Genomic DNA, 19,225 nt, shown 5'->3' on the forward strand with positions numbered 1-19,225 from the left:
CCCCGGGGCCGTGCACCCCTGGTCCGGTCACGGCCCGGGCCCGCGCCGGCCGAGCCGCTCCAGAGCAAGGTTCAGTTCCAGGACGTTGACCCGGGGTGCGCCGAGGAAACCGAGCAGCCTTCCCCGTACATGGTCGCCCACCAGGGCCGCGACGCGCCGCTCGGGCAGCCCGCGGGCGCGGGCCACCCGGGCGGACTGCCGGCGGGCGTAACCGGGTGAGACATGGGGATCGAGGCCGCTGCCGGACGCGGTCAGGGCGTCGGGCGGCACGCGCCCGGGTGCGACGCCGTCCTCGGCGGCGGCCGCCGCCCGCCGCTGCCGCACCTGGCGCAGCAGTGTGCCGTTCTCCGGCCCCAGGTCGGACGCGCCCGAGGCCAGCGGGTCGTAGCCGCGCGGGCCGGCGGCGGAGGGCCGGGAGTGGAACCACCGGGGCCCGGAGAAGTCCTGGCCGATCAGCGAGGACCCCACGGTACGGCCCCGGTCGCCGACCCTGGAGCCGTCCGCCCCGTGCTCGAAGGCGAGCTGCGCGATCCCCCAGACCGCGACCGGGTAGAGCGCACCGGTGAGCAGGGAGAGCACGACCAGGACCCGCAGTCCCGCCGCGGCCTGTCGGAGGACCTGCAGCCCCATGGCCGGCCGTCACCCCAGCCCGGGCAGTTGGGAGACGACGAGGTCGATGACCTTGATGCCGGCGAACGGCGCGACGATGCCGCCCAGGCCGTAGACGGCGAGGTTGCGGCGGAGCATCCGGGCCGCGCTGGTCGGGCGGTAGCGGACACCGCGCAGGGCGAGCGGGATCAGCACGACGATGATCAGGGCGTTGAAGACGACCGCGGACAGGATCGCGGACTCCGGGCTGCCCAGACGCATCACGTTGAGGTCGTCGAGCTGCGGATAGGTCCCGGCGAACATCGCCGGGATGATGGCGAAGTACTTGGCGACGTCGTTGGCGATGGAGAAGGTGGTCAGGGCGCCGCGGGTGATGAGGAGCTGTTTGCCGATCTCGACGATCTCGATGAGCTTGGTGGGGTTGGAGTCGAGGTCGACCATGTTGCCGGCCTCCTTGGCCGCGGTGGTGCCGGCGTTCATCGCGACGCCGACGTCCGCCTTGGCGAGGGCGGGTGCGTCGTTGGTGCCGTCACCGGTCATCGCGACCAGCCGTCCGCCGCCCTGCTCCCTTCTGATCAGGTCCAGCTTGTCCTCGGGCGTAGCCTCGGCGAGGAAGTCGTCCACGCCGGCCTCGTCCGCGATCGCCCTGGCGGTGAGCGGGTTGTCACCCGTGATCATGACGGTTCTGATGCCCATCCGGCGCAGCTCGGCGAAGCGCTCCCGCATGCCGGTCTTGACGATGTCCTTGAGGTGGACGACGCCCAGCACCCGGGCCGGCCCGCCGGGCGGGCGCTCGGCGACCACCAGGGGGGTGCCGCCGCTGGCGCCGATCGCGTCCACCACCGACCTGACCTCCGCGCTGGGCTGCCCGCCGTGGTCGCGCACCCACTTCAGGACCGCGGCCGCGGCGCCCTTGCGGATCATGCGCTCGTCCAGGTCGACCCCGGACATCCGGGTGTGCGCGGAGAACGGCACGAAGTCCGCGCCGCGGATCATGCCCTCCTCGCGAGCCCGCAGGCCGTACCGCTCCTTGGCCAGCACCACGATGGACCGCCCTTCGGGCGTCTCGTCGGCGAGGCTCGCCAGTTGGGAGGCGTCGGCCAGCTCGGTGGCCCCGACGCCCTCGGCCGGCACGAACTCGGTGGCCTCCCTGTTGCCCAGCGTGATGGTGCCGGTCTTGTCGAGCAGCAGGGTGTCGACATCACCCGCGGCCTCCACCGCCCGCCCGGACATCGCCACCACGTTGCGCTGGATCAGGCGGTCCATACCCGCGATGCCGATCGCCGACAGCAGCGCGCCGATGGTCGTCGGGATCAGGCACACCAGCAGCGCCACCAGCACGATGATCGGCTGCTGGTGCCCCGAGAAGGCCGCGAGCGGCTGGAGGGCGACGATCGCGAGGAGGAAGACGACGGTCAGCGCGGCCAGCAGGATGTTCAGCGCGATCTCGTTGGGTGTCTTCTGCCGGATCGCTCCCTCCACCAGCGCGATCATCCGGTCGATGAAGTTCTCACCCGGCCGGACGGTGATCCGGACCACGATCCGGTCGGAGAGCACCTTGGTACCGCCGGTGGCGGCGGACCGGTCGCCACCGGACTCGCGGATGACGGGCGCCGACTCACCGGTGATGGCGGACTCGTCCACGCTGGCGATGCCCTCGACCACCTCGCCGTCGCCGGGGACCACCTGGCCCGCCTCGACCACCACCACGTCGCCCACCCGCAGCCGGGTGCCCGGCACCTGCTCCTCGCTGCCGTCCTCGCGCAGCAGCCGGGCCATCGTCTCCTGCTTGGCCTGCCGCAGCGCCGCGGCCTGCGCCCGCCCGCGGCCCTCGGCGACCGCCTCGGCGAGGTTGGCGAACACCACCGTGGCCCACAGCCACACCGCGGTCGCGATGCCGAACGCGCTGGTGTCCGTCGTCCCGGCGAAGACGGTGGCCAGCACCGAGCCGGCCCACACCACGAACATCACGGGCGTGTGCACCATGTGGCGCACGTCGAGCTTGAGCACCGCCTCCGGCAACGCCCGCACCAACTGGTGCGGGCGGAACGCGCCCGCCGCCACCCGCCGGGGGCCCTGCGCGGGCGGTGGCGCGGCGGCGGTCATGCGAGCCCCTCCGCGACCGGCCCGAGGGCGAGCCCGGGGAAGAAGGCCAGGGCGGCCACGACGAGCACCACGCCGACCAGCATCCCGACGAACAGCGGTCCGTGGGTGGGCAGGGTGCCCTCGCCGACGGGCACCGGCCGCTGCCGCGCCAGCGCACCGGCCAGCGCCAGTACGAACACGATCGGCAGGAAGCGGCCGACGAGCATCGCGAGGCCGAGCGTGGTGTTGTAGAAGACGGTGTCCGTGCCGAGGCCGGCGAAGGCGCTGCCGTTGTTGTTGCCCGTGGAGGCGTAGGCGTACAGCACCTCCGAGAGGCCGTGCGGCCGCGGGTTGAGCACGGTCGCGCGCGGTCCCGGGAACGCGACCGCGAGACCGGTGCCGACCAGCACCGCGAAGGGCATGGCGAGCACGTACAGCGCGACGAAGGTGGTCTCGCGCTGCCGGATCTTCTTGCCCAGGTACTCCGGTGTCCGCCCCACCATCAGCCCGGCCAGGAACACCGTCAGCACGGCCGCCACCAGCATCCCGTACAGACCCGAGCCGGTGCCGCCCGGAGCCACCTCGCCCAGCAGCATGTTCAGCAGCAGCACACCGCCGCCGAGTGCGGTGTAGCTGTCGTGGGAGGAGTCGACGGCCCCGGTCGACGTCATCGTCGTCGCGGTGGCGAACAGGGCGGAGTTCCAGACCCCGAACTGCTGCTCCTTGCCTTCCAGGGACGCGCCCACCGCCTGCGGAACGGTGCCCTGGTGCGCCGCCTCGGCGGCGGTGACCGCCACGAGGGAGCCCGCCCAGAGGACCGCCATGGCCGCGAGGAGCGCCCAGCCCTGGCGGGTGCTGCCGATCAGGCGTCCGAAGGTGCGGGGCAGGGCGCTCGGGATGAGCAGCAGCAGGAACACCTCGAAGAGATTGGTGAACGGGTTGGGGTTCTCGAAGGGGTGTGCCGAGTTGGCGTTGAAGAACCCGCCGCCGTTGGTGCCGAGTTCCTTGATCGCCTCCTGGGAGGCGACCGGCCCGCCGACGAGGGACTGCGTCCCCCCGGCGAGGGTGCGCACCTGCTCGGGGGACATGAAGTTCTGCACCGCACCCGCCGCCACCAGCACGATCGCCGCCAGGAACGCGAGGGGGAGCAGGATGCGCACCGTGCCGCGGACCAGGTCGACCCAGAAGTTGCCGAGCCGGTCGGTGTCCGACCTGGCGAACCCGCGCACCAGCGCCACCGCCACCGCCAGCCCGACCGCGGCCGATAGGAAGTTCTGCACGGCAAGGCCCGCCATCTGCACCAGATGTCCGAGCGTTGACTCGCCCGCGTACCACTGCCAGTTGGTGTTGGTCACGAACGACACCGCGGTGTTGAACGCCCCGTCGGCGGGCATGCCGGAAGAGCCCAGGGAGAGCGGCAGGTCGCCCTGCAGCCGCAGGAAGCCGTACAGGAACAGCACGGACACGGCGGAGAACCCCAGCAGCGACAGCGCGTACCCCGTCCAGCGCTGGTCGGCGTCCGGATCGACCCTGGTCACCCGGTACACCAGGCGTTCCACGGCCAGGTGCCGGCCACCGCCGTAGACCCGGGCCATGTATGCGCCGAGCGGCAGGTGGACCACCGCGAGCGCCAGGACCAGCAGGCCGATGGCGAGCAGTCCCGCCCCCGCCTCGCCCATCAGAAGCGCTCCGGGAACACCAGGGCGAGCACGAGGTAGACCACCAGGACCACGGCACAGCCCAGCCCCACCGCGTTCGAGGCGCTCACCGGCGCTCCGTCCCCTTCAGCACCAGCACCATCAGGGCGAAGAAGGCGATGGTCAGGGCGATGTAGGCCAGGTCGGCCATCGGCTGCCTCCTTCGGGAATGCGGTCGGGCGGGGTGCCTGCGCGCGGGCCGCGGGTGCTGCGCGGGCGGGTGCTGCGCCCGGCACCCGGGGGTGGCGCGGCGGGCACCGCGCAGCACCCCTCACGCATACCGCGCCGCGGCCGGGAAGCCGCGCAGACGCTGCCGCCGGCGGCCGTGCCGTCACCGGCAGGGCGTAGCGCGCCTCCGCCGGGCAGCACGGAGACCGGGGCCGGGTGCACGGCCGGGGCTGGCTCCGGCCGTGCGCGGCCGGACCCGGGCGCGCGGGTGGCGGCGCGCCCGCCCGCGCCCGCCGCGGAGCCGATCGGGTGAGCGGTCACACCACGCGGGCGCGGGCGGGCATGAAGAGGGAGAGGAGCCGACGGCACCGTCGGGCCGTCCACCGCCGTCAACGAAGGATGGGTGCCGCCATGCCCGAAGAACCGCAGCCGGGATCCGTGCCGCCCGAGTCGGAGCGCGTGAAGGGGGACATCGGCCGGCGCGTGGTCGCCCGCCGCGAGGAACTGGGCCTCAGCCGTGAGGACGTGGCCGCACGGTCGGGCTCGGCACCGGGCTACATCCAGTACATGGAGGAGCACACCTCGACGCCGGGGATGGGGTTCCTGCTCCGGCTCGCGGATGCCCTGGAGACCACGGTGGAGGAACTGACCGGCGGTACCACGGACCTGCCGTCCGGTCTGGGCCGCGCCGCCCGTCACGCGCGGCTGGCCGACCTCAGCCCGGCGCAGTGCCGTGAGCTGCTGGGCACCCACGGCGTCGGACGGGTCGCCGTGACGACCGGGAGCGGCCCCGCCATCTTCCCGGTCAACTACCTCGTGACCGACGGCGACCTGGCCTTCCGTACCGGCCCCGAGGCGCCGCCCGCGCACGCCGCGGGCAGCGACACCGCCTTCGAGGTGGACCACATCGACGACGCGCTCAGCCGGGGCTGGAGCGTCCTGGTGGTGGGTGCCGCACGGGCGGTCACCGACGACGAGACGGTGCGCAGCCTGGACGAGAAGGCGTACAGCACGCCCTGGGCGGGCGGCGACCGCCATCTGTGGGTGGTCCTGACCCCGCACCGCCTCACCGGCCGCCGGATCATCGTCGACGACCAGGACGCCGACCCGAACGACCAGGGCGACGACCAGGGCGACGACCAGGTGGGCCGCTCCGGCGGCTGACCGCCGCCGCGGCCTGGACCCGCTCGTCGAGGCCCGGACGGGAGCGCACCCCGGCGCTTGGAACACCCGTGCCGGCCCATGGTCCTGCGGGGTCCTGCGGCGGGGTCCTGCGGCGTCCTGCCGCCGGGTGCGCCCGTGGCGTGCGCCGACCCGCCGGTGGGCCCCTGCCGGTTCCGTCGGCCGGCCCGATGCCGCTTTCCAGGGAAGGTGCGGCCGTCAGCCGCCGCCGGTGCCGTACGCGCCCGCCCCGCTGCCGTGCCCCGTACGGGTGCCGCGGCCTGCGCGGTCGCCGTGGTCCCCGTGCTCCCGGCGGTCCTGTTCCTGGGTGGCGATGACGGCGGCCTGGATCCTGCGCTCCACGCCCAGCTTGGCCAGCAGCCGCGAGATGTGGTTCTTCACGGTCTTCTCGGCGAGGTAGAGCCGCTGTCCGATCTGCCGGTTGGTGAGCCCCTCGCCGATCAGCACCAGGATCTCCCGCTCGCGCTCGGTCAGGCCCGGAAGGGCGTCCCGCTCCTCCTCCCGGTCCCGGTCGCCGCGCAGCCGGGCCATCAGCCGTGCGGTGGCGCTCGGGTCGAGCAGTGACTGCCCGGCGGCCACGGTACGCACCGCGGAGACGAGATCGGAGCCGCAGATCTGCTTCAGCACGAAACCGGACGCACCCGCCATGATCGAGTCGAGGAGGGCCTCCTCGTCGTCGAAGGAGGTCAGCATCAGGCAGGCGAGCCCGGGCATTTTGGCGCGCAGCTCACGGCAGACGCTCACTCCGTCGCCGTCCGGCAGCCGGACGTCGAGCACCGCCACCTGAGGCCGCAGCGCCGGTACCCGCGCCAGGGCCTGGGCGGCCGTGGCGGCCTCGCCGGCCACCTCGATGTCCGGTTCGTCACTCAGCAGGTCGTGCACGCCGCGCCGCACCACCTCGTGGTCGTCCAGGAGGAAGACCGTGATCGGGTGGCCGGTGCCCGGCCGGTCGCCGTCCGCCATGGGTGCTCCCGTCGCGCGTGACCGCCGGCGCCGGATGCCGGGCCGGCGCCCTGGTGTGCGGCCCCTGACGGATACCCGTCCGACGGCGGCGCACACACCATGTGGCCCACACCGTGCGCTGGCGTACCCGGCGGCCGTCCCTCCCCGGGCGCTCAGGGGGTGACACGCGCCCCGCGGCCGCGGGTCAGCTCCCGGCCCGTGACCAGCTCCGGTTCGATGCGCACGAAGACCTCGTCGGCGTCCCCGGGCGGCGCCGCCCAGGAGCGGGGGCCGGTGCGCGACAGCCGCTCGTGCTCGTCCGGGCTGGTCACCACCGTGGCCCTGCCGGTCACGACGACGCTCCAGCCGACCCGGGCCCCGGCGTCCATCTCGTCCACCTCGAAGGCCACCACCACCCCGTCGAGCGCGCGCACCAGCTCGGAGCGCGCCGGGGCCCGCAGGACGACGGCGGAGTCACCGTCCAGGCAGAAACGGACCGGCAGCACCGCGGGCAGCGCGCGCCTGGTGTGGATCACCCGGCCCACGGGTGCCCTGCTCAGCAGCCGCAGGCTCTCCTGCCTGCCGAGTTCGTCGAAGCCGTCGTGGGCGTTCATGACACGGTTCGGTTCCCCGGTGGCGGTCCGGCGGTCGGACCCCGCACGCACCACGCTCCGTCCGGCCGCGCCGCCCGGGTAAGGGCCCATCGGGCACCCGTGCGCGGGGAACGGCCCAGCCGCGGCGGGCCCGGCCGCGACTACGGGCCCACGGCGGTCCCGGGCGTCGTGGCCAGCGTGTCGTGCGGCTCCTCGCCCAGCACCACCTTCAGGGCGCCGGTGCTCGCGGCACCGCCGAAGACGTCGTACGCCTCCTCCATGGCGTCCAGTGGGAAGTCATGCGTGATGAGGCCGGAGACGGGCAGCCGGCCGGCCGCCGCCATACGCAGCAGGGTGGGCGTGGAGTGGGTGTCGACCAAACCCGTGGTGATGGTCACGTCCCTGCTCCACAGCTCCTCCAGGTGCAGCGTCGCCGGTTTGCCGTGCACCCCGACAACGGCCACCCGGCCGCCGGCACGCACCATCCGGGTGCACGCCTCGAAGGTCTCCGGCACCCCCACCGCCTCGATCGCCACATCGGCGCCGAGCCCCCCGGTGAGGTCGGACACCAACTGCTCGGGGCCCTCCTCGGCGGTGACCACGGCGTCCGCACCGAACCGCTTGGCGGTGTCGAGCCGGGCCGCGTCGAGGTCCACGGCGATGGTCCGCTCGGGCGCGTAGAGCTGCGCGGTGGCCACCGCGGCGAGTCCGATCGGACCGGCCCCGACGACGGCGACGGTGTCCCCGGGCCGGACACCGCCGTTCAGCACCCCGACCTCGTGGCCGGTGGGGAGGACGTCGGCGAGGAGCACGGCGTCCCTGTCGCTCACGGTGCCGGGCAGCGGGTGCACGGACAGGTCCGCGTGCGGCACCCGGACGTACTCGGCCTGGGTGCCGTCGATCAGGAGGCCGAGAAGCCGGCCCCCGCCGCCACGGCACCGCCCGTACCTGGCGATCCGGCAGGGGCCGCAGCGGCCGCACGCCGAGACGCAGGACACCAGCACCCGGTCGCCGGGCCGGACCGAGCGCACCTCGGAGCCGGTCTCCACCACCTCGCCGACCGCCTCGTGGCCGAGCACGGTACCGGGCCGCACCTGCGGCACCTCGCCCCGCAGGATGTGCAGGTCGGTGCCGCAGACGGTGGTGGTGCCGACCCGGACGACGGCGTCGGCGGCGTCCTCGACGCCGGGATCCGCGACGGACTCCCAGGCCGACCGGCCCGGGCCGTGGAAGACCAGCGCTTTCATGACCGTCCCTCCGCTGGTGGACACCTCTTTACCAGACTGCGCGCCCGGTGCCGCGACCGGCTTGGGCCGGGCGGCCCCCCGGGTCCGGTCCCCCGGGGCACACGAGCACCCCGGGCGGCCCCTGCCGCGCCCCGGACACCGGGTGCCACGTTCGAAGTGAGCGTGAGGAGGAGTTCGATGGGCAGGGGCACGCCGGCGAGGCCGCCGCCCGGAGCAGGGGCCGGCCGGCCGCAGGCGCAGCGTCCGAAGCCGTGGTTGTGGCGCTGGCGCAGCAATCCGCTGCGGCGCCGCGAGGACGTCGTAGAGGCGTGGATCATCCTGATCGTGTGGATCGTGGTCGCGGTGGGCGGTGCTCTCGTCGGTGTGTTCGCGGCCCGCGCGACCGACCGGACACTGGCGGACCAGCGCGCCGAGCGGCACTCCGTGACCGCGGTGCTCTCCAAGGACGCTCCCTCGGCGCAGGGCGTCGCGGGCGGCGACAACAGCCGGGTGCGGGCCGAGGTGCACTGGACCGGCCCCGACGGCTCCCGGCACACCGGCCACACCATGGTCGACGCCGGCCACCGGGCCGGCTCCGAGGTGCGGGTCTGGACGGACCGGCAGGGAGAACTGACCAGCGCGCCCGCCGGCGGGACGGAGGCCGCGATGCAGGCCGTCCTGCTCGGTGGTTCGGCCGCCGTGTTCTTCAGCGGTGTCACCTATGCGGCCGGGCGGGGCGTACGGTTGCGCCTCGACGCGGTGCGCGCCGCGCACTGGGACAAGGAGTGGGAGGACGTCGAGCCCCGCTGGCGGCACAGGATGGGGTGACAGCGCCTTCCGCCCCACCGCAGGTGGCCTTCCTCCGGCCTTCCGGCGCGGCATGCGGGCGGGGCCTGTACATGACGGCATGCGGGGCGCGCACACCTGCGGTGCACACGGAGCACGGTGGCCGGTGCGGCCGTGTCGCGGACCGGCGGGAGCGGCCGGGTGGGCCGCTACGCCCACGCCCCGCTGCCGTACGGGGCGTAGAGGTCGAGCAACCGGTTCCTGGCCGTCTGGAGCCGGTGCGCCAGCACCCGGCCGACCCACTGGGAGACGGCCGCTTCCAGCGGCGGATCGGACCGGCACAGCGCTCGCACCGCCTCCGCGTCGAACTCGTGCGCGCGCACCGGTGACAGCGCCTCCGCGCCGAGCTGCCAGACGAACGGTTCGAACAGCCAGGACCAGCCGATCAGCTCGTTGTGGCCGAGCGTCTCGACCACCGGTGAGCGGCGGCCCGGCACGCGCATGTCCAGTGAGACGGTGCCGGTCCGCACGATCCAGAAGCGGTCCGCGTGCTGGCCCTCCTCGAAGATCCGCGCCCCCTCGGCGAACGACGTGTCGCGCGCCAGCTCCATCAGCCGTGCCCGGTGCTCGGGGGCCAGCGCGTGGATCGTGATGGTCGACGCGACGGTCATGGCCGGACCCTGCCTTCCTTCCCGGTACCGGGCGGCGGTGTCGGCCGGCGCGCCCGGGCGATCGGGCCGTCCGCCACCGGACCGCCCACCGCACGGGCCGCGCCCCGCCCGGCCCCGCGGCCGCGGCACAGGCCACGGACGCGGTACTCCTCCGACACGGACACCTGCCCGCTCGCGCCCTCGCGCCGCCTGCCGCGAGGCCGCGGGATCCACGCGCGGCACGTGTCCTGGTACGAGCGTGCCGTTCGGCGCGCCGCCGTGCCCTGGGCCGAACGTCCCGGGCCCCCGGGGCGTACGGCCCTCCTGCCGCGGCCTCGCCGGGGTGCCACGATGGAGGTGAGGCGGTGTCCTCGCGCGGGTGAGAGGCGGTGCGGATCATGGAACTGCCGCTGGTCGTGGGGGTGGACGGCTCGGAGTGCAGTCTGCGGGCGGTCGACTGGGCGACCGACGAGGCGGCCAGGGCCGGGCTTGCGCTCCGCTTGGTGCACGCCTCGCTGTGGCAGCGCTACGAGCACACCCGCCCCGCCCGCAGGACCCGCAGGCTCGCCGTGCGGGACACCGCGGGGAGCGGTGCCGCCCGGCGGCGCACGGCCCGCGGCGTGGCCGTGGCACGGCCGTGGGAGCCGCTCGTGCCTCCGCCGGCCGAGTGGCCGGGGGAGAACGGGACGCGGGAGACGCGGGAGAGGTGGGAGACCCAGGAGACCGCGGAGCGTGAACCGGGGGACGCCGGGACCGGGGAGCCGGAGGAGGCCGCCGGGGTCGAGGAGTCGCCCGAGCGCATCGTCGGCGCGGCCGCCGAGCGGGTCGCCCGCCGCAACCCGGACGTCAAGGTCCTCACCGACGTGGCCTGCGAGGAGACCGAGGCGGCTCTGCTGCGCGAGGCACGCAACGCGAGCGCGCTGATCACCGGCGAGCGCGGCCGGGGCGCGGTGCCCGGCGTGCTGCTCGGCACCGTCAGCCTCGCCGTGGCCACCAAGGCGCCCTGCCCGGTGATCGTGGTGCGCGGCAGCCCGGCCAACCGCGCGGGCGCCAACCGGCGGGTCCTGCTCGCCGCGGCCGAGGCGGCCAGTTGCGCGGACGCGGTCCGGTTCGCCTTCCGGGAGGCCGCGCTCACGCACAGCGAACTGGAAGCGCTGCGCGCCTGGCGGTGCCCCGCTTACCAGATGGCCGGCCGGCTGCGCTGGCCCAAGGAGCGCGCACGCCGCCACCAGCAGCGCGCTGCCCGGCTGCTCGACGAGGTGCTGCGTGAGGCGGAGCGCGAGCACCCCGGGACCGAGGTGGTCCGCACGGTGGTGGAAGGACCCGCCCACGAAATGCTGCTGGCCCGCTCGCAGAGCGCGGACCTGCTGGTGGCCGGCGCCCAGCGGCAGCCCGGCCGCGTCGACGCCCGGATCGGCCGGGTCGCCCACACGATGCTGCACTACGCCGACTGCCCGGTGGCCGTCGTCCCGCACCGCGAGTGAGCGCCCTGCCCGCCCCGACCGCCCGACCGGCAACCCGGCCCAGGCCCCGTGAGGACGACCCATGACAGCGATCCGCGCACCGCTCGCCGGCGTCCCGGCCGTGGTCCTCGACACCGACGGAGTGATCGTCGACTCGGCGCGCGTCCACGCCGCGGCCTGGCAGCGGGCCTTTGACGCGTACCTCGCCGCGCATCCGCCCGACGACCCCGCACAGCGCCGGCCCTTCGACCCGCACGAGGACTACCTGAGCCACGTCGACGGCAAGGCACGCCTGGACGGCGCGGCCGCCTTCCTCGCCTCCCGCGGGCTGCACCCCTCGCAGGACGAGGTGGACGACGTCGCGGCGCGCAAGGACGAGATCTTCGTCGCCCGGCTGCGCGAGGGCGGCATCGGAGCCTATCCGGGCACGGTGCGGCTGCTGGCCGCCCTGCGCGCCGACGGCGTCCGGCTCGCCGCCGCGTCCGCCTCCCGGCACGCCCGTGACCTGCTGGTGCACGCCGGGGCCGACGGCCTCTTCGACGCCCTGGTCGACGGCGTGGTCGCGGCCCGCCTCCGGCTGCCCGGCAAACCCGACCCCGCGCTCTTCCTGGAGGCCGCCCGCAGGCTGGGCCGCCCGCCCGAGGCCACGGCCCTGGTCGAGGACGCCGTGGCCGGGGTGGAGGCGGGCCGCCGCGGCAGGTTCCACCCGGTCGTGGGCGTGCACCGCACCCAGGACCCCGGTGCCGCGGAGCGCCTGCGGTGTCACGGTGCCGATCTGGTGGTACGCGACCTGGGCGAGCTGCTCACCGAAGGAGCGTCCACGTGACGGACAGCACCGGCGAGACCGACTGGACCTGGGAGTACCGGGGCTACGACCCGGCCGAGGAGAGGCTGCGGGAATCGCTGTGCACCCTGGGCAACGGCCGCTTCGCCACCCGGGGCGCCGCTGCCGAGTGCGTCGCGGACGACGTGCACTACCCCGGCACCTACGCCGCCGGCCTCTACAACCGCCTCGCCTCGACCGTGGACGGCCGCCAGGTCGAGAACGAGGACATGGTCAACCTGCCCAACTGGCTGCCGTTGCGGGTGCGGATCGCCGACGGCGACGACGGCACCGCCACCGGCCGCCGTTCACCGGCCCCCTGGCTCACCCCGGACACCCCGGCACTGCGCGACCACCACCAGCTCCTCCACCTGGACACCGGCCTCCTGGAGCGCCGGACCCGCTACGAGGACGAGAGGGGCCGGCGCCTGACGGTGCGCCAGCTACGGCTGGTGCACATGGCGGACTCCCACCTCGCGGCGCTGCGCACCGAGGTGGAAGCCGAGAACTTCACCGGCCGGATCGAGATCGAGACGGCGCTCGACGGCACGGTCACCAACGCGGGTGTGGCCCGCTACCGGGATCTGAACGGCGACCACCTCACCGACATACGGGCCGGCACCGCCGCCTGGGACACCGTCTGGCTGGCCTGCCGCACCCGCACCTCGGGGCTGCGCATCGGCATGGCGGCCCGCACCGCGGTGCGCGGCGGCACGGGCAGGGACACCGGCACGGCGCACGAGGCGGCGCGCGCCGTCCAGGTGTGGCGGCTCGGCGCCGAGGAGGGGCGCACGGTCACCGCCGACAAGGTGGTGGCCCTGCACACCTCACGGGACCGGGCGATCAGCGAGCCGCTGGACGCCGCCACCTACCGGGCGGCCCGCGCGCCGGGCTTCGACGACCTGCTCGCCACGCACCGCACCGCGTGGCGGCAACTGTGGCGGCGCGCCGAGCTCACCGTGCCGGGCGAGGCGGGCCGCATCCTGCGGTTGCACCTGTTCCACGTACTGCAGACCCTCTCGCCGCACACCGCGGACCTGGACGCCGGGGTGCCGGCCCGCGGGCTGCACGGCGAGGCATACCGCGGCCACATCTTCTGGGACGAGCTGTTCGTCCTGCCGTTCCTCAACCTGCACTTCCCCGAGGTCTCGCGCGCCCTGCTCGGCTACCGGCACCGCCGCCTGGAGCGGGCCCGCCACTCGGCCGGGGAGACGGGGCTGACTGGTGCGATGTACCCGTGGCAGAGCGGCAGCGACGGCCGCGAGGAGACCCAGCAACTGCACCTCAACCCCCGGTCAGGCCGCTGGCTGCCCGACCACTCCCACCTCCAGCGGCACGTCGGCTCCGCCGTCGCCTACAACGTCTGGCAGTACTGCGAGGCGAGCGGCGACACCGAGTTCCTGCACACCAAGGGCGCCGAGATGCTGCTGCACGTCGCGCGCTTCTGGGCGGACCTCGCGGGCTACGACAGGGTGCTGGGCCGCTACCGCATCCGCGGCGTGGTCGGCCCCGACGAGTACCACGACGCCTATCCCGGCGCAGCCGAGGCGGGACTCGACGACAACGCCTACACGAACGTGACCGCGGCCTGGGCGCTGGCGCGCACCCTCGACCTGCTCGGCACCCTCTCCGCACCGGAGCGCCGCGACCTCGCCGAGCGCACGGAGCTGGACGACGACGAGGTGGCGCGCTGGGAGGAGGTCTCGCGTGCGCTGTACGTGCCCTTCCACGAGGGCGTGATCAGCCAGTTCGAGGGTTACGGGGACCTGAAGGAGCTGGACTGGGACGGCTACGCGAAGGCGTACGGGGACATCCGGCGCCTGGACCGGATCCTGGAGGCCGAGGGCGACACCGCCAACCGCTATCAGGCGTCCAAGCAGGCCGATGTGCTGATGCTGGGCTACCTCTTCCCGACGGCGGAGCTGACCGCCCTGTTCGACCGCCTCGGCTACCGCTTCGACGACGACCTGTGGCAGCGCACCGTGGACTACTACCTGCGCCGTACGAGTCACGGCTCGACGCTCAGCGGACTCGTGCACGGCTGGGTGCTGGCCAGGGTCAGGCGGGCCGAGGCGTGGCGGTTCTGCCAGGAGGCCGTCAAGGGCGACATCGCCGACCTCCAGGGCGGCACCACCGGTGAGGGCATCCACCTGGGTGCCATGGCGGGCACGCTCGACCTCGTCCAGCGCGGCCTGACCGGCCTGTCCACGCGGGGCGGGGCGCTGTGCCTGGACCCCGTGCCGATGCCCGAACTCGCCTCCTACAGCTTCGCGGTCCACTACCAGGGCCACGGTGGTGTGCGCCTCGGGGTGCGGCCGGGGCGGCTGCAGCTCGCCGTGCCCGACTCGGACAAGTCGCCCATCGACATCCAGTTGCCGGACCGCTCCGTGGTCGTCGAGCCTGGGGAGTCGGTGGAGCTGATGCTCCCGGGCTGACGGCACCGGCGTGCGCCCGAACGGTCCGTAAGCGAGCGGCGCGTACCCGACCAAGAGCGACATCCTGGAGCGCAAGGGCGACGCCGCCAACTGGTTCAACACCTTCCGCACCGCCTCCGAGTGGACACCACCACGGTCGGCGTCTCCTCGCCGGGCTCCTGGCGGCGCCCCGTGGCCACCCGCCGGCGGCACGGGAGCGGGCCCCCGGGAAAGCTCCCGGGGGCCCGCAGCCACACGCGGTGGGGCGCGCACGGCGCGCGCCGGCGGCTCACCAGCCGACGGCCACCTCCAGCCACTGCGGATCGCCGTGCGAGACGAACGAGGACTGGCCCGCGTAGTCGTCGTAGGGGAAGCCGTAGGCCAGGTTGTTGATGGAGTGGTCGTGCCAGAACTTGGCGTAGTAGTTCGCCGGGGCGTCCTTGTAGTAGTTCTCCGGCTTCGACCAGGCGTCCTGGGGCAGCTCGGCCACATGGCGGTTGAGCGCCGAGCACATGCCCGGGTCGCCCGCGAGCGTACCGGCGCAGCCGAAGATGTCGGAGGTGGGGGCGTTCACGCCCACCTTCTGCGCGTAGTCGCTCATGTAGTTCGCGTACTGACCGCCCGCGCGGAAGTCCGGCACGCTGCCGGGGGCGAGGATCCGGTACGGCTTCTCCACCTCGGTGAGCGACTTGAACTCGGTGGGCATGGCGTCCGCGAACTTCTGCCAGGTGGCGTCCCGGGACTCCTGGAACGTCTCGTAGTCCTCGCCGACCTGGACGTCGTAGCCGTCGCCGGCGTGCAGCCGCATCGCCAGCTTCAGGCCGAACGCGTCGACGCGGGTGGTGTTGCCGTTGAAGACGTCGTCGCCGACGGTGAACTCGATGAAGTCCTGGTACTTGCTGTCCGGCGAACCGAGGTGGAAGTACATCCGGCCGGCGGAGTTGGCGGGCATGTCGACGTACGGCTGCTCGGCGATCGAGTGCGTCTCGTTGTTGAACGTCCAGTAGACCTGGTCGTCCGGGTACTGGCCGTTGGTCTTGTTGAGCACCTTGACCGTGAGCACGTTCTTCGCGGGCGGGATGCTGCCGGTGTCGCCCCACCAGTCGTCGGGCGGGGCGACACCCGCGGCGACGGCCGGCGCGGAAGTGGCGGCACCGTAGGCCGAGGGCGAGGCGGTGTTCATGATCACGGACGTGGTGGTGAGCAGCAGGGCGACGGCACCGATCAGATAGGTCGAGCGCCGGCGGTGGAGCGGGGGCGTTGCTGTGGGGGGCATCGGTCCTCCGTGGCTGTGGGGGGCGCTGGCGGGCGTGGACGCACGGCCGCGGCCGGGTGGCGGCTCTCGTCCAGCCCTTGTGGTACGCGCTGTTGAGCGCCCTGCGGCGATCGGCCGACCGGGCGAGAGAGCGCTCTCAAAGCCTCTTGGGATGCCCGTGCTTTGTCAAGGCGCGGGACGCCGGGGCGTCTTGGGCAGGGCACGACGGAGCCGGGCGCGGCAGGCGCGGCAGGCCGGGGCGAGGGACGCGGACCGGCGCGCGGGGCCTGTGGTGCGCTCCGGCGTCTTGCTCTCGGCCCCGGGGTGCGTGTGCCCAGTGCGTGTGCCCAAGCCGGGGTGCTGCTTGCGCCCTCCGGGGGTACGGCTCGCCTTCCCGCGGTGCGGTTTGCGTTACAGGGCACCGACCGCGGGTGCGGGGTACTGGCGGATCGTGGAGCCGGGGCGTGCCGTGCGTGCCGCGGCTCGTGCCCGCACGAACCTCGAAGCCCGTGGCCCGTGGCCCCTGGACCCGGGTCGCCGCTCAGGACGCGTACCCAGGAGGTGTGCCCAGGACGCGGCCGTCCCGTCCGCTCAGGAGGCGGGCGTCGCGTCGAGCGGCTCGGTTGCCACCAGGGTCGAGGACACAACCCGGCCTCCCTGCACACCGTCGACTTTGAGACGAGAACGGCCCAGGAGATCAGGAGCGGCCGGTTCGGCGGTGATCCAGCAGGGCTGGTCGAGCTCGACGTAGCGGAAGAACGTGGTCTCGTAGCCGACGGCCAGCACCCGGCGCGGGCCCGCCTCGGCCTGTGCGGCCTGCGCGGCGGCCTCCAGGAGCACCATGCCCGGCACATGGTCGTGGGAGTGGTCGAAGAGCACCTCGTGGGTGGTGTCCGTGCGCAACTGCCAGCGGTGCGGGGTCCCGGTGGGCGCGATGACCACGTCCCGGGGCCGGTCGCGGCCGACCTGGGCGGCGGCGACGGGAGGCGCGGGCGCCAGGGTGCGGGCGAAGGATTCGGCCGCGTCCGCGTACCGTCCGCGGAGTCTGCGGTAGAACGCGGGAGGATGGGTAACATACCGGATCTCGGCGGAACCCACGTACGCACCGTCACTCGCCGCCTCGATCTCCGCGGTGACCTGGACCGAACCGAAGCGGCGGCGTGACACGGCGGAGTGCGTGATCCGCATGTCGACCACGGCGGGGGTGGGACCCCGCCAGAGGGCGGCGGGGGCGACGGTGGAGCGGGCATACTCCCAGCCGAGCCGGTGATCGAGCGGTATGTGATGCACCGTATGGGAGAGGAGGGCCAGGGCCTGGCGGATGCTCTCGGTGAAGAGCAGGGGGCTGGTGACGTCCTCGCACAGGGTGTAGAAGGCGTGCGCCCCCGGCCATTTGAGCGTGACGACCTGGGACTCCTCGGAGTCCGGGCGCCAGTCGTGGACGAGGATCTCGGCACTCTCGATCTTCCGTACGTACCCGTGCAGCGCGTGCTCGGGTCCTCTGCGGGCGGCTGAGGCTGAGAGAGCATCGGTGGTACTGGTGACCATGCGGAATCTCTCCCTGGAACATCACTGGGCGGGCAACGGTCGGCGGCTGGATGCCGGTGCGCGACGACGTCTTGATGTCGACGGACCAAGTTGCGGGGTTAACAAAAATAGAGAGTGCTGATTTCGTTGTCGAGCAAGATCGGATAGGTGGGGCATGGCAGGACGGGTGGTGAAGCAGGGGCGGGCTGTGCGGACCCGTGCGACGCTGGTGCGCGCGGCGGCGGAGGTGTTCGCGGAGTCGGGATTCGCCGGGGCCAGCGTCGCCAGGATCGCGAACCGGGCGGGCGTGACCCTGGGCGCCATGTACTTCCACTTCCGCAGCAAGGAGGAGCTGGCCCGCGAGATCGTGCGCAGCCAGCCGGACCTGGTGGTGCCGCCGATACCGTCACAGGGCCTCCAGCAGGTCGTCGACATCACCCTCACCTGGGCCTACCAGCTCCTCGACAACCCCGTCCTGCTGGCCGGTGCACGACTGGTGATGGACCAGGAGGAGTTCATCACGCCCGAGGAGAACTCCCACCAGCAGTGGGCGGCCGTGGTGCTGCCCAGCTTCAAGGCTGCGCAGCGCAAGCGAGAACTGCGCTCCGGCGTGGACGTCGAGGCGTGGTCGCGGTTGCTGGTCAACGCCTGCACCGGCGCCCAGATGCACGCCAGCATGGAGTCAGGCCGCAAGGACCTGCCCGAGCGCATCGTCGAGATGTGGCACTGCATCCTGCCCGCGCTCGCGGTGCCCAGCGTCGTCAAGCGCCTGGAGTTCGGCGAGCACCGGGGGCGGTACATGTGAGCGGGCCGGGCCTGAGCCGCCCGCACTGACGGCCCTGTGCCGCAGGGCCGTACGGTGTGCCTCTCAAGCAACCGGTACCGGACGGATGTTCGGTCCGATCGAGGGGAATGCGGATGCTCAGCGGCAAGACGATCATGATCACGGGTGCGTCCAGCGGTATCGGCGCGGCGGCGGCACGGGTGCTGGCCGCGGAGGGCGCCGCGGTGGTCCTGATGGCCAGACGCGCGGAACGGCTACGGACGATAGCCGCGGAGATCACGGCCGCGGGCGGCCGGGCCGCGGTGGCGGCGGGCGACGTGACCTCCGCGGCCGACGTGGAACGGGCCGTCGCGACGGCCGTGGACACCTTCGGCTCGCTGGACGCCGCGTTCAACAACGCCGGCTGGGGCACCCTCGGCACACCCCTGCACCTGATGGACGACACGGACTTCGACCGGACCATGGACGTCAACGTCCGCGGGGTCTGGAACTGCCTGCGGCACCAGATACGCGTCATGCTGGCCCAGCCCTCGGGCGGTTCGATCGTGAACACCGGCAGTACCGCAGGGTCCTTCGCCACCGGCGCGGGCGCCCCCTACGTGGCGGCCAAGCACGCGGTGACGGGCCTGACCAAGGCCGCCGCCGCGGAGTACGGCGCCGGGAACATCAGGGTCAACGTGCTGATGGTGGGCAGCACCCGCACCGAACTGCTGGAACAGGCCATCCGCGAGGTGCCCCAGCTCGAGGAGCACTCCCTGGCGCGCGCCATCCAGAAGAGGCTGGCCGACCCGGACGAGATAGCACAGGCCGTGGCGTGGCTGTGCAGCGACCGCTCGTCCTTCGTCACCGGGGCCGTGGTGCCGGTGGACGGCGGGTGCAGCGCGGTGTGAGAAACGGGAGGCGGCGCCCCCGGTGCCCTGCCCGGCCCTGGGGCCCGCGCCCCCGTCCGCCCCGTGCCCGCGTCCCGCCGGGGTAGGGCCCGTGCCGCACCGGCGTGTGGACGCCGCGCCGCCGACCTCCG

At 73.7% G+C, this 19,225-nt stretch carries 18 protein-coding genes; 7 read left to right on the forward strand and 11 right to left on the reverse strand.

Translation table 11 applies throughout. The features are described from left to right. Nucleotides 1–27 precede the first annotated feature (27 nt). The 5 genes from kdpC to IE313_RS04855 are packed head-to-tail and all read right to left on the reverse strand — an operon-like array spanning nt 28 to nt 4,659. Nucleotides 28–630 carry a potassium-transporting ATPase subunit KdpC gene (gene kdpC, locus IE313_RS04835; RefSeq protein ID WP_189929627.1) on the reverse strand — a complete coding sequence of 201 codons (603 nt, stop codon included), beginning with the start codon at nt 628–630 and terminating at the stop codon, nt 28–30. A 9-nt stretch (nt 631–639) separates the two neighbouring features. Then, nucleotides 640–2,715 carry a potassium-transporting ATPase subunit KdpB gene (gene kdpB / locus IE313_RS04840; RefSeq protein WP_189929628.1) on the reverse strand — a complete coding sequence of 692 codons (2,076 nt, stop codon included), beginning with the start codon at nt 2,713–2,715 and terminating at the stop codon, nt 640–642. After that, nucleotides 2,712–4,373: a potassium-transporting ATPase subunit KdpA gene (kdpA, locus tag IE313_RS04845; RefSeq protein ID WP_189929629.1), complete on the reverse strand. Its 1,662-nt coding sequence runs from the start codon at nt 4,371–4,373 to the stop codon at nt 2,712–2,714. The genes kdpB and kdpA overlap by 4 nt, the downstream gene beginning before the upstream one ends. Beyond that, nucleotides 4,373–4,462 (reverse strand): potassium-transporting ATPase subunit F, encoded by a 90-nt coding sequence (locus IE313_RS04850; protein WP_189929630.1) that lies wholly within the window; start codon nt 4,460–4,462, stop codon nt 4,373–4,375. The genes kdpA and IE313_RS04850 overlap by 1 nt, the downstream gene beginning before the upstream one ends. Then, nucleotides 4,459–4,659, reverse strand: coding sequence for a hypothetical protein (locus IE313_RS04855; protein WP_189929859.1), 201 nt, complete (start codon nt 4,657–4,659; stop codon nt 4,459–4,461). Before IE313_RS04855 ends, IE313_RS04850 begins: the two co-directional genes overlap by 4 nt. 311 nt (nt 4,660–4,970) lie before the next feature. On the opposite strand from IE313_RS04855, the gene IE313_RS04860 reads away from it, so the two are divergent. Then, nucleotides 4,971–5,723: a helix-turn-helix domain-containing protein gene (locus tag IE313_RS04860; RefSeq protein WP_189929631.1), complete on the forward strand. Its 753-nt coding sequence runs from the start codon at nt 4,971–4,973 to the stop codon at nt 5,721–5,723. A gap of 216 nt (nt 5,724–5,939) precedes the next feature. On the opposite strand, the gene IE313_RS04865 is transcribed toward IE313_RS04860, so the two are convergent. From IE313_RS04865 to IE313_RS04875, 3 genes are all read right to left on the reverse strand, one after another. Continuing rightward, nucleotides 5,940–6,704: a response regulator gene (locus tag IE313_RS04865; protein ID WP_189929632.1), complete on the reverse strand. Its 765-nt coding sequence runs from the start codon at nt 6,702–6,704 to the stop codon at nt 5,940–5,942. 152 nt (nt 6,705–6,856) lie between these two features. After that, entirely contained in the window at nt 6,857–7,297 is a 441-nt protein-coding gene (locus IE313_RS04870) for a pyridoxamine 5'-phosphate oxidase family protein (protein ID WP_189929633.1), read from the reverse strand. A gap of 140 nt (nt 7,298–7,437) precedes the next feature. Further along, nucleotides 7,438–8,523 carry an alcohol dehydrogenase catalytic domain-containing protein gene (locus tag IE313_RS04875; RefSeq protein WP_189929634.1) on the reverse strand — a complete coding sequence of 362 codons (1,086 nt, stop codon included), beginning with the start codon at nt 8,521–8,523 and terminating at the stop codon, nt 7,438–7,440. Nucleotides 8,524–8,700: 177 nt separating this feature from the next. Here IE313_RS04875 and IE313_RS04880 point away from each other — a divergent pair, with 177 nt between their 5' ends. Further along, complete coding sequence (locus IE313_RS04880) at nt 8,701–9,330, forward strand: Rv1733c family protein (protein ID WP_189929635.1); 630 nt, start codon at nt 8,701–8,703, stop codon at nt 9,328–9,330. A 167-nt stretch (nt 9,331–9,497) separates the two neighbouring features. Here IE313_RS04880 and IE313_RS04885 read toward each other — a convergent pair whose 3' ends face one another. Next, nucleotides 9,498–9,959 (reverse strand): Crp/Fnr family transcriptional regulator, encoded by a 462-nt coding sequence (locus IE313_RS04885; RefSeq protein ID WP_189929636.1) that lies wholly within the window; start codon nt 9,957–9,959, stop codon nt 9,498–9,500. Nucleotides 9,960–10,336: 377 nt separating this feature from the next. Between IE313_RS04885 and IE313_RS04890 the strand changes: the two genes are divergently transcribed. From IE313_RS04890 to IE313_RS04900, 3 genes are all read left to right on the forward strand, one after another. Continuing rightward, the gene (locus IE313_RS04890; RefSeq protein WP_189929637.1) at nt 10,337–11,422 is read left to right on the forward strand and encodes a universal stress protein; all 1,086 of its coding nucleotides are present in this window, start codon (nt 10,337–10,339) and stop codon (nt 11,420–11,422) included. 61 nt (nt 11,423–11,483) lie between these two features. Then, nucleotides 11,484–12,227 (forward strand): HAD family hydrolase, encoded by a 744-nt coding sequence (locus tag IE313_RS04895; protein ID WP_189929638.1) that lies wholly within the window; start codon nt 11,484–11,486, stop codon nt 12,225–12,227. Then, nucleotides 12,224–14,659 (forward strand): glycoside hydrolase family 65 protein, encoded by a 2,436-nt coding sequence (locus IE313_RS04900; RefSeq protein ID WP_189929639.1) that lies wholly within the window; start codon nt 12,224–12,226, stop codon nt 14,657–14,659. Before IE313_RS04895 ends, IE313_RS04900 begins: the two co-directional genes overlap by 4 nt. Before the next feature lie 268 nt (nt 14,660–14,927). Here the strand turns inward: IE313_RS04900 and IE313_RS04905 are convergent, their stop codons facing one another. Together IE313_RS04905 and IE313_RS04910 are read right to left on the reverse strand one after the other, a co-directional pair. Beyond that, nucleotides 14,928–15,914, reverse strand: coding sequence for a glycoside hydrolase family 64 protein (locus tag IE313_RS04905; protein ID WP_189929640.1), 987 nt, complete (start codon nt 15,912–15,914; stop codon nt 14,928–14,930). A 570-nt stretch (nt 15,915–16,484) separates the two neighbouring features. Beyond that, a complete protein-coding gene (locus IE313_RS04910; RefSeq protein WP_189929641.1) occupies nt 16,485–17,441 on the reverse strand; it encodes a ScbA/BarX family gamma-butyrolactone biosynthesis protein in 957 nt (318 codons plus the stop codon). Nucleotides 17,442–17,595: 154 nt separating this feature from the next. Between IE313_RS04910 and IE313_RS04915 the strand changes: the two genes are divergently transcribed. Continuing rightward, nucleotides 17,596–18,225, forward strand: a complete 630-nt coding sequence (locus IE313_RS04915; RefSeq protein WP_189929642.1) for a ScbR family autoregulator-binding transcription factor — start codon at nt 17,596–17,598, stop codon at nt 18,223–18,225. 113 nt (nt 18,226–18,338) lie between these two features. After that, nucleotides 18,339–19,094: an SDR family NAD(P)-dependent oxidoreductase gene (locus IE313_RS04920; RefSeq protein ID WP_189929643.1), complete on the forward strand. Its 756-nt coding sequence runs from the start codon at nt 18,339–18,341 to the stop codon at nt 19,092–19,094. The last annotated feature ends 131 nt before the right edge of the window (nt 19,095–19,225 follow it).

Source organism: Streptomyces sulfonofaciens (genome assembly GCF_014656295.1).
Classification (GTDB): Bacteria; Actinomycetota; Actinomycetes; order Streptomycetales; family Streptomycetaceae; genus Streptomyces; species Streptomyces sulfonofaciens.

What these genes read in the sequence shown, in the direction of transcription:
- kdpC (WP_189929627.1), bottom strand. Translation starts at nt 630, where the DNA reads ATGGGGCTGCAGGTCCTCCGACAGGCCGCGGCGGGACTGCGGGTCCTG.
- IE313_RS04860 (WP_189929631.1), top strand. Translation starts at nt 4,971, where the DNA reads ATGCCCGAAGAACCGCAGCCGGGATCCGTGCCGCCCGAGTCGGAGCGC.
- IE313_RS04865 (WP_189929632.1), bottom strand. Translation starts at nt 6,704, where the DNA reads ATGGCGGACGGCGACCGGCCGGGCACCGGCCACCCGATCACGGTCTTC.
- IE313_RS04910 (WP_189929641.1), bottom strand. Translation starts at nt 17,441, where the DNA reads ATGGTCACCAGTACCACCGATGCTCTCTCAGCCTCAGCCGCCCGCAGA.
- IE313_RS04890 (WP_189929637.1), top strand. Translation starts at nt 10,337, where the DNA reads ATGGAACTGCCGCTGGTCGTGGGGGTGGACGGCTCGGAGTGCAGTCTG.
- IE313_RS04880 (WP_189929635.1), top strand. Translation starts at nt 8,701, where the DNA reads ATGGGCAGGGGCACGCCGGCGAGGCCGCCGCCCGGAGCAGGGGCCGGC.
- IE313_RS04885 (WP_189929636.1), bottom strand. Translation starts at nt 9,959, where the DNA reads ATGACCGTCGCGTCGACCATCACGATCCACGCGCTGGCCCCCGAGCAC.
- IE313_RS04905 (WP_189929640.1), bottom strand. Translation starts at nt 15,914, where the DNA reads ATGCCCCCCACAGCAACGCCCCCGCTCCACCGCCGGCGCTCGACCTAT.
- IE313_RS04875 (WP_189929634.1), bottom strand. Translation starts at nt 8,523, where the DNA reads ATGAAAGCGCTGGTCTTCCACGGCCCGGGCCGGTCGGCCTGGGAGTCC.
- IE313_RS04915 (WP_189929642.1), top strand. Translation starts at nt 17,596, where the DNA reads ATGGCAGGACGGGTGGTGAAGCAGGGGCGGGCTGTGCGGACCCGTGCG.
- IE313_RS04895 (WP_189929638.1), top strand. Translation starts at nt 11,484, where the DNA reads ATGACAGCGATCCGCGCACCGCTCGCCGGCGTCCCGGCCGTGGTCCTC.
- IE313_RS04870 (WP_189929633.1), bottom strand. Translation starts at nt 7,297, where the DNA reads ATGAACGCCCACGACGGCTTCGACGAACTCGGCAGGCAGGAGAGCCTG.
- kdpA (WP_189929629.1), bottom strand. Translation starts at nt 4,373, where the DNA reads ATGGGCGAGGCGGGGGCGGGACTGCTCGCCATCGGCCTGCTGGTCCTG.
- kdpB (WP_189929628.1), bottom strand. Translation starts at nt 2,715, where the DNA reads ATGACCGCCGCCGCGCCACCGCCCGCGCAGGGCCCCCGGCGGGTGGCG.
- IE313_RS04920 (WP_189929643.1), top strand. Translation starts at nt 18,339, where the DNA reads ATGCTCAGCGGCAAGACGATCATGATCACGGGTGCGTCCAGCGGTATC.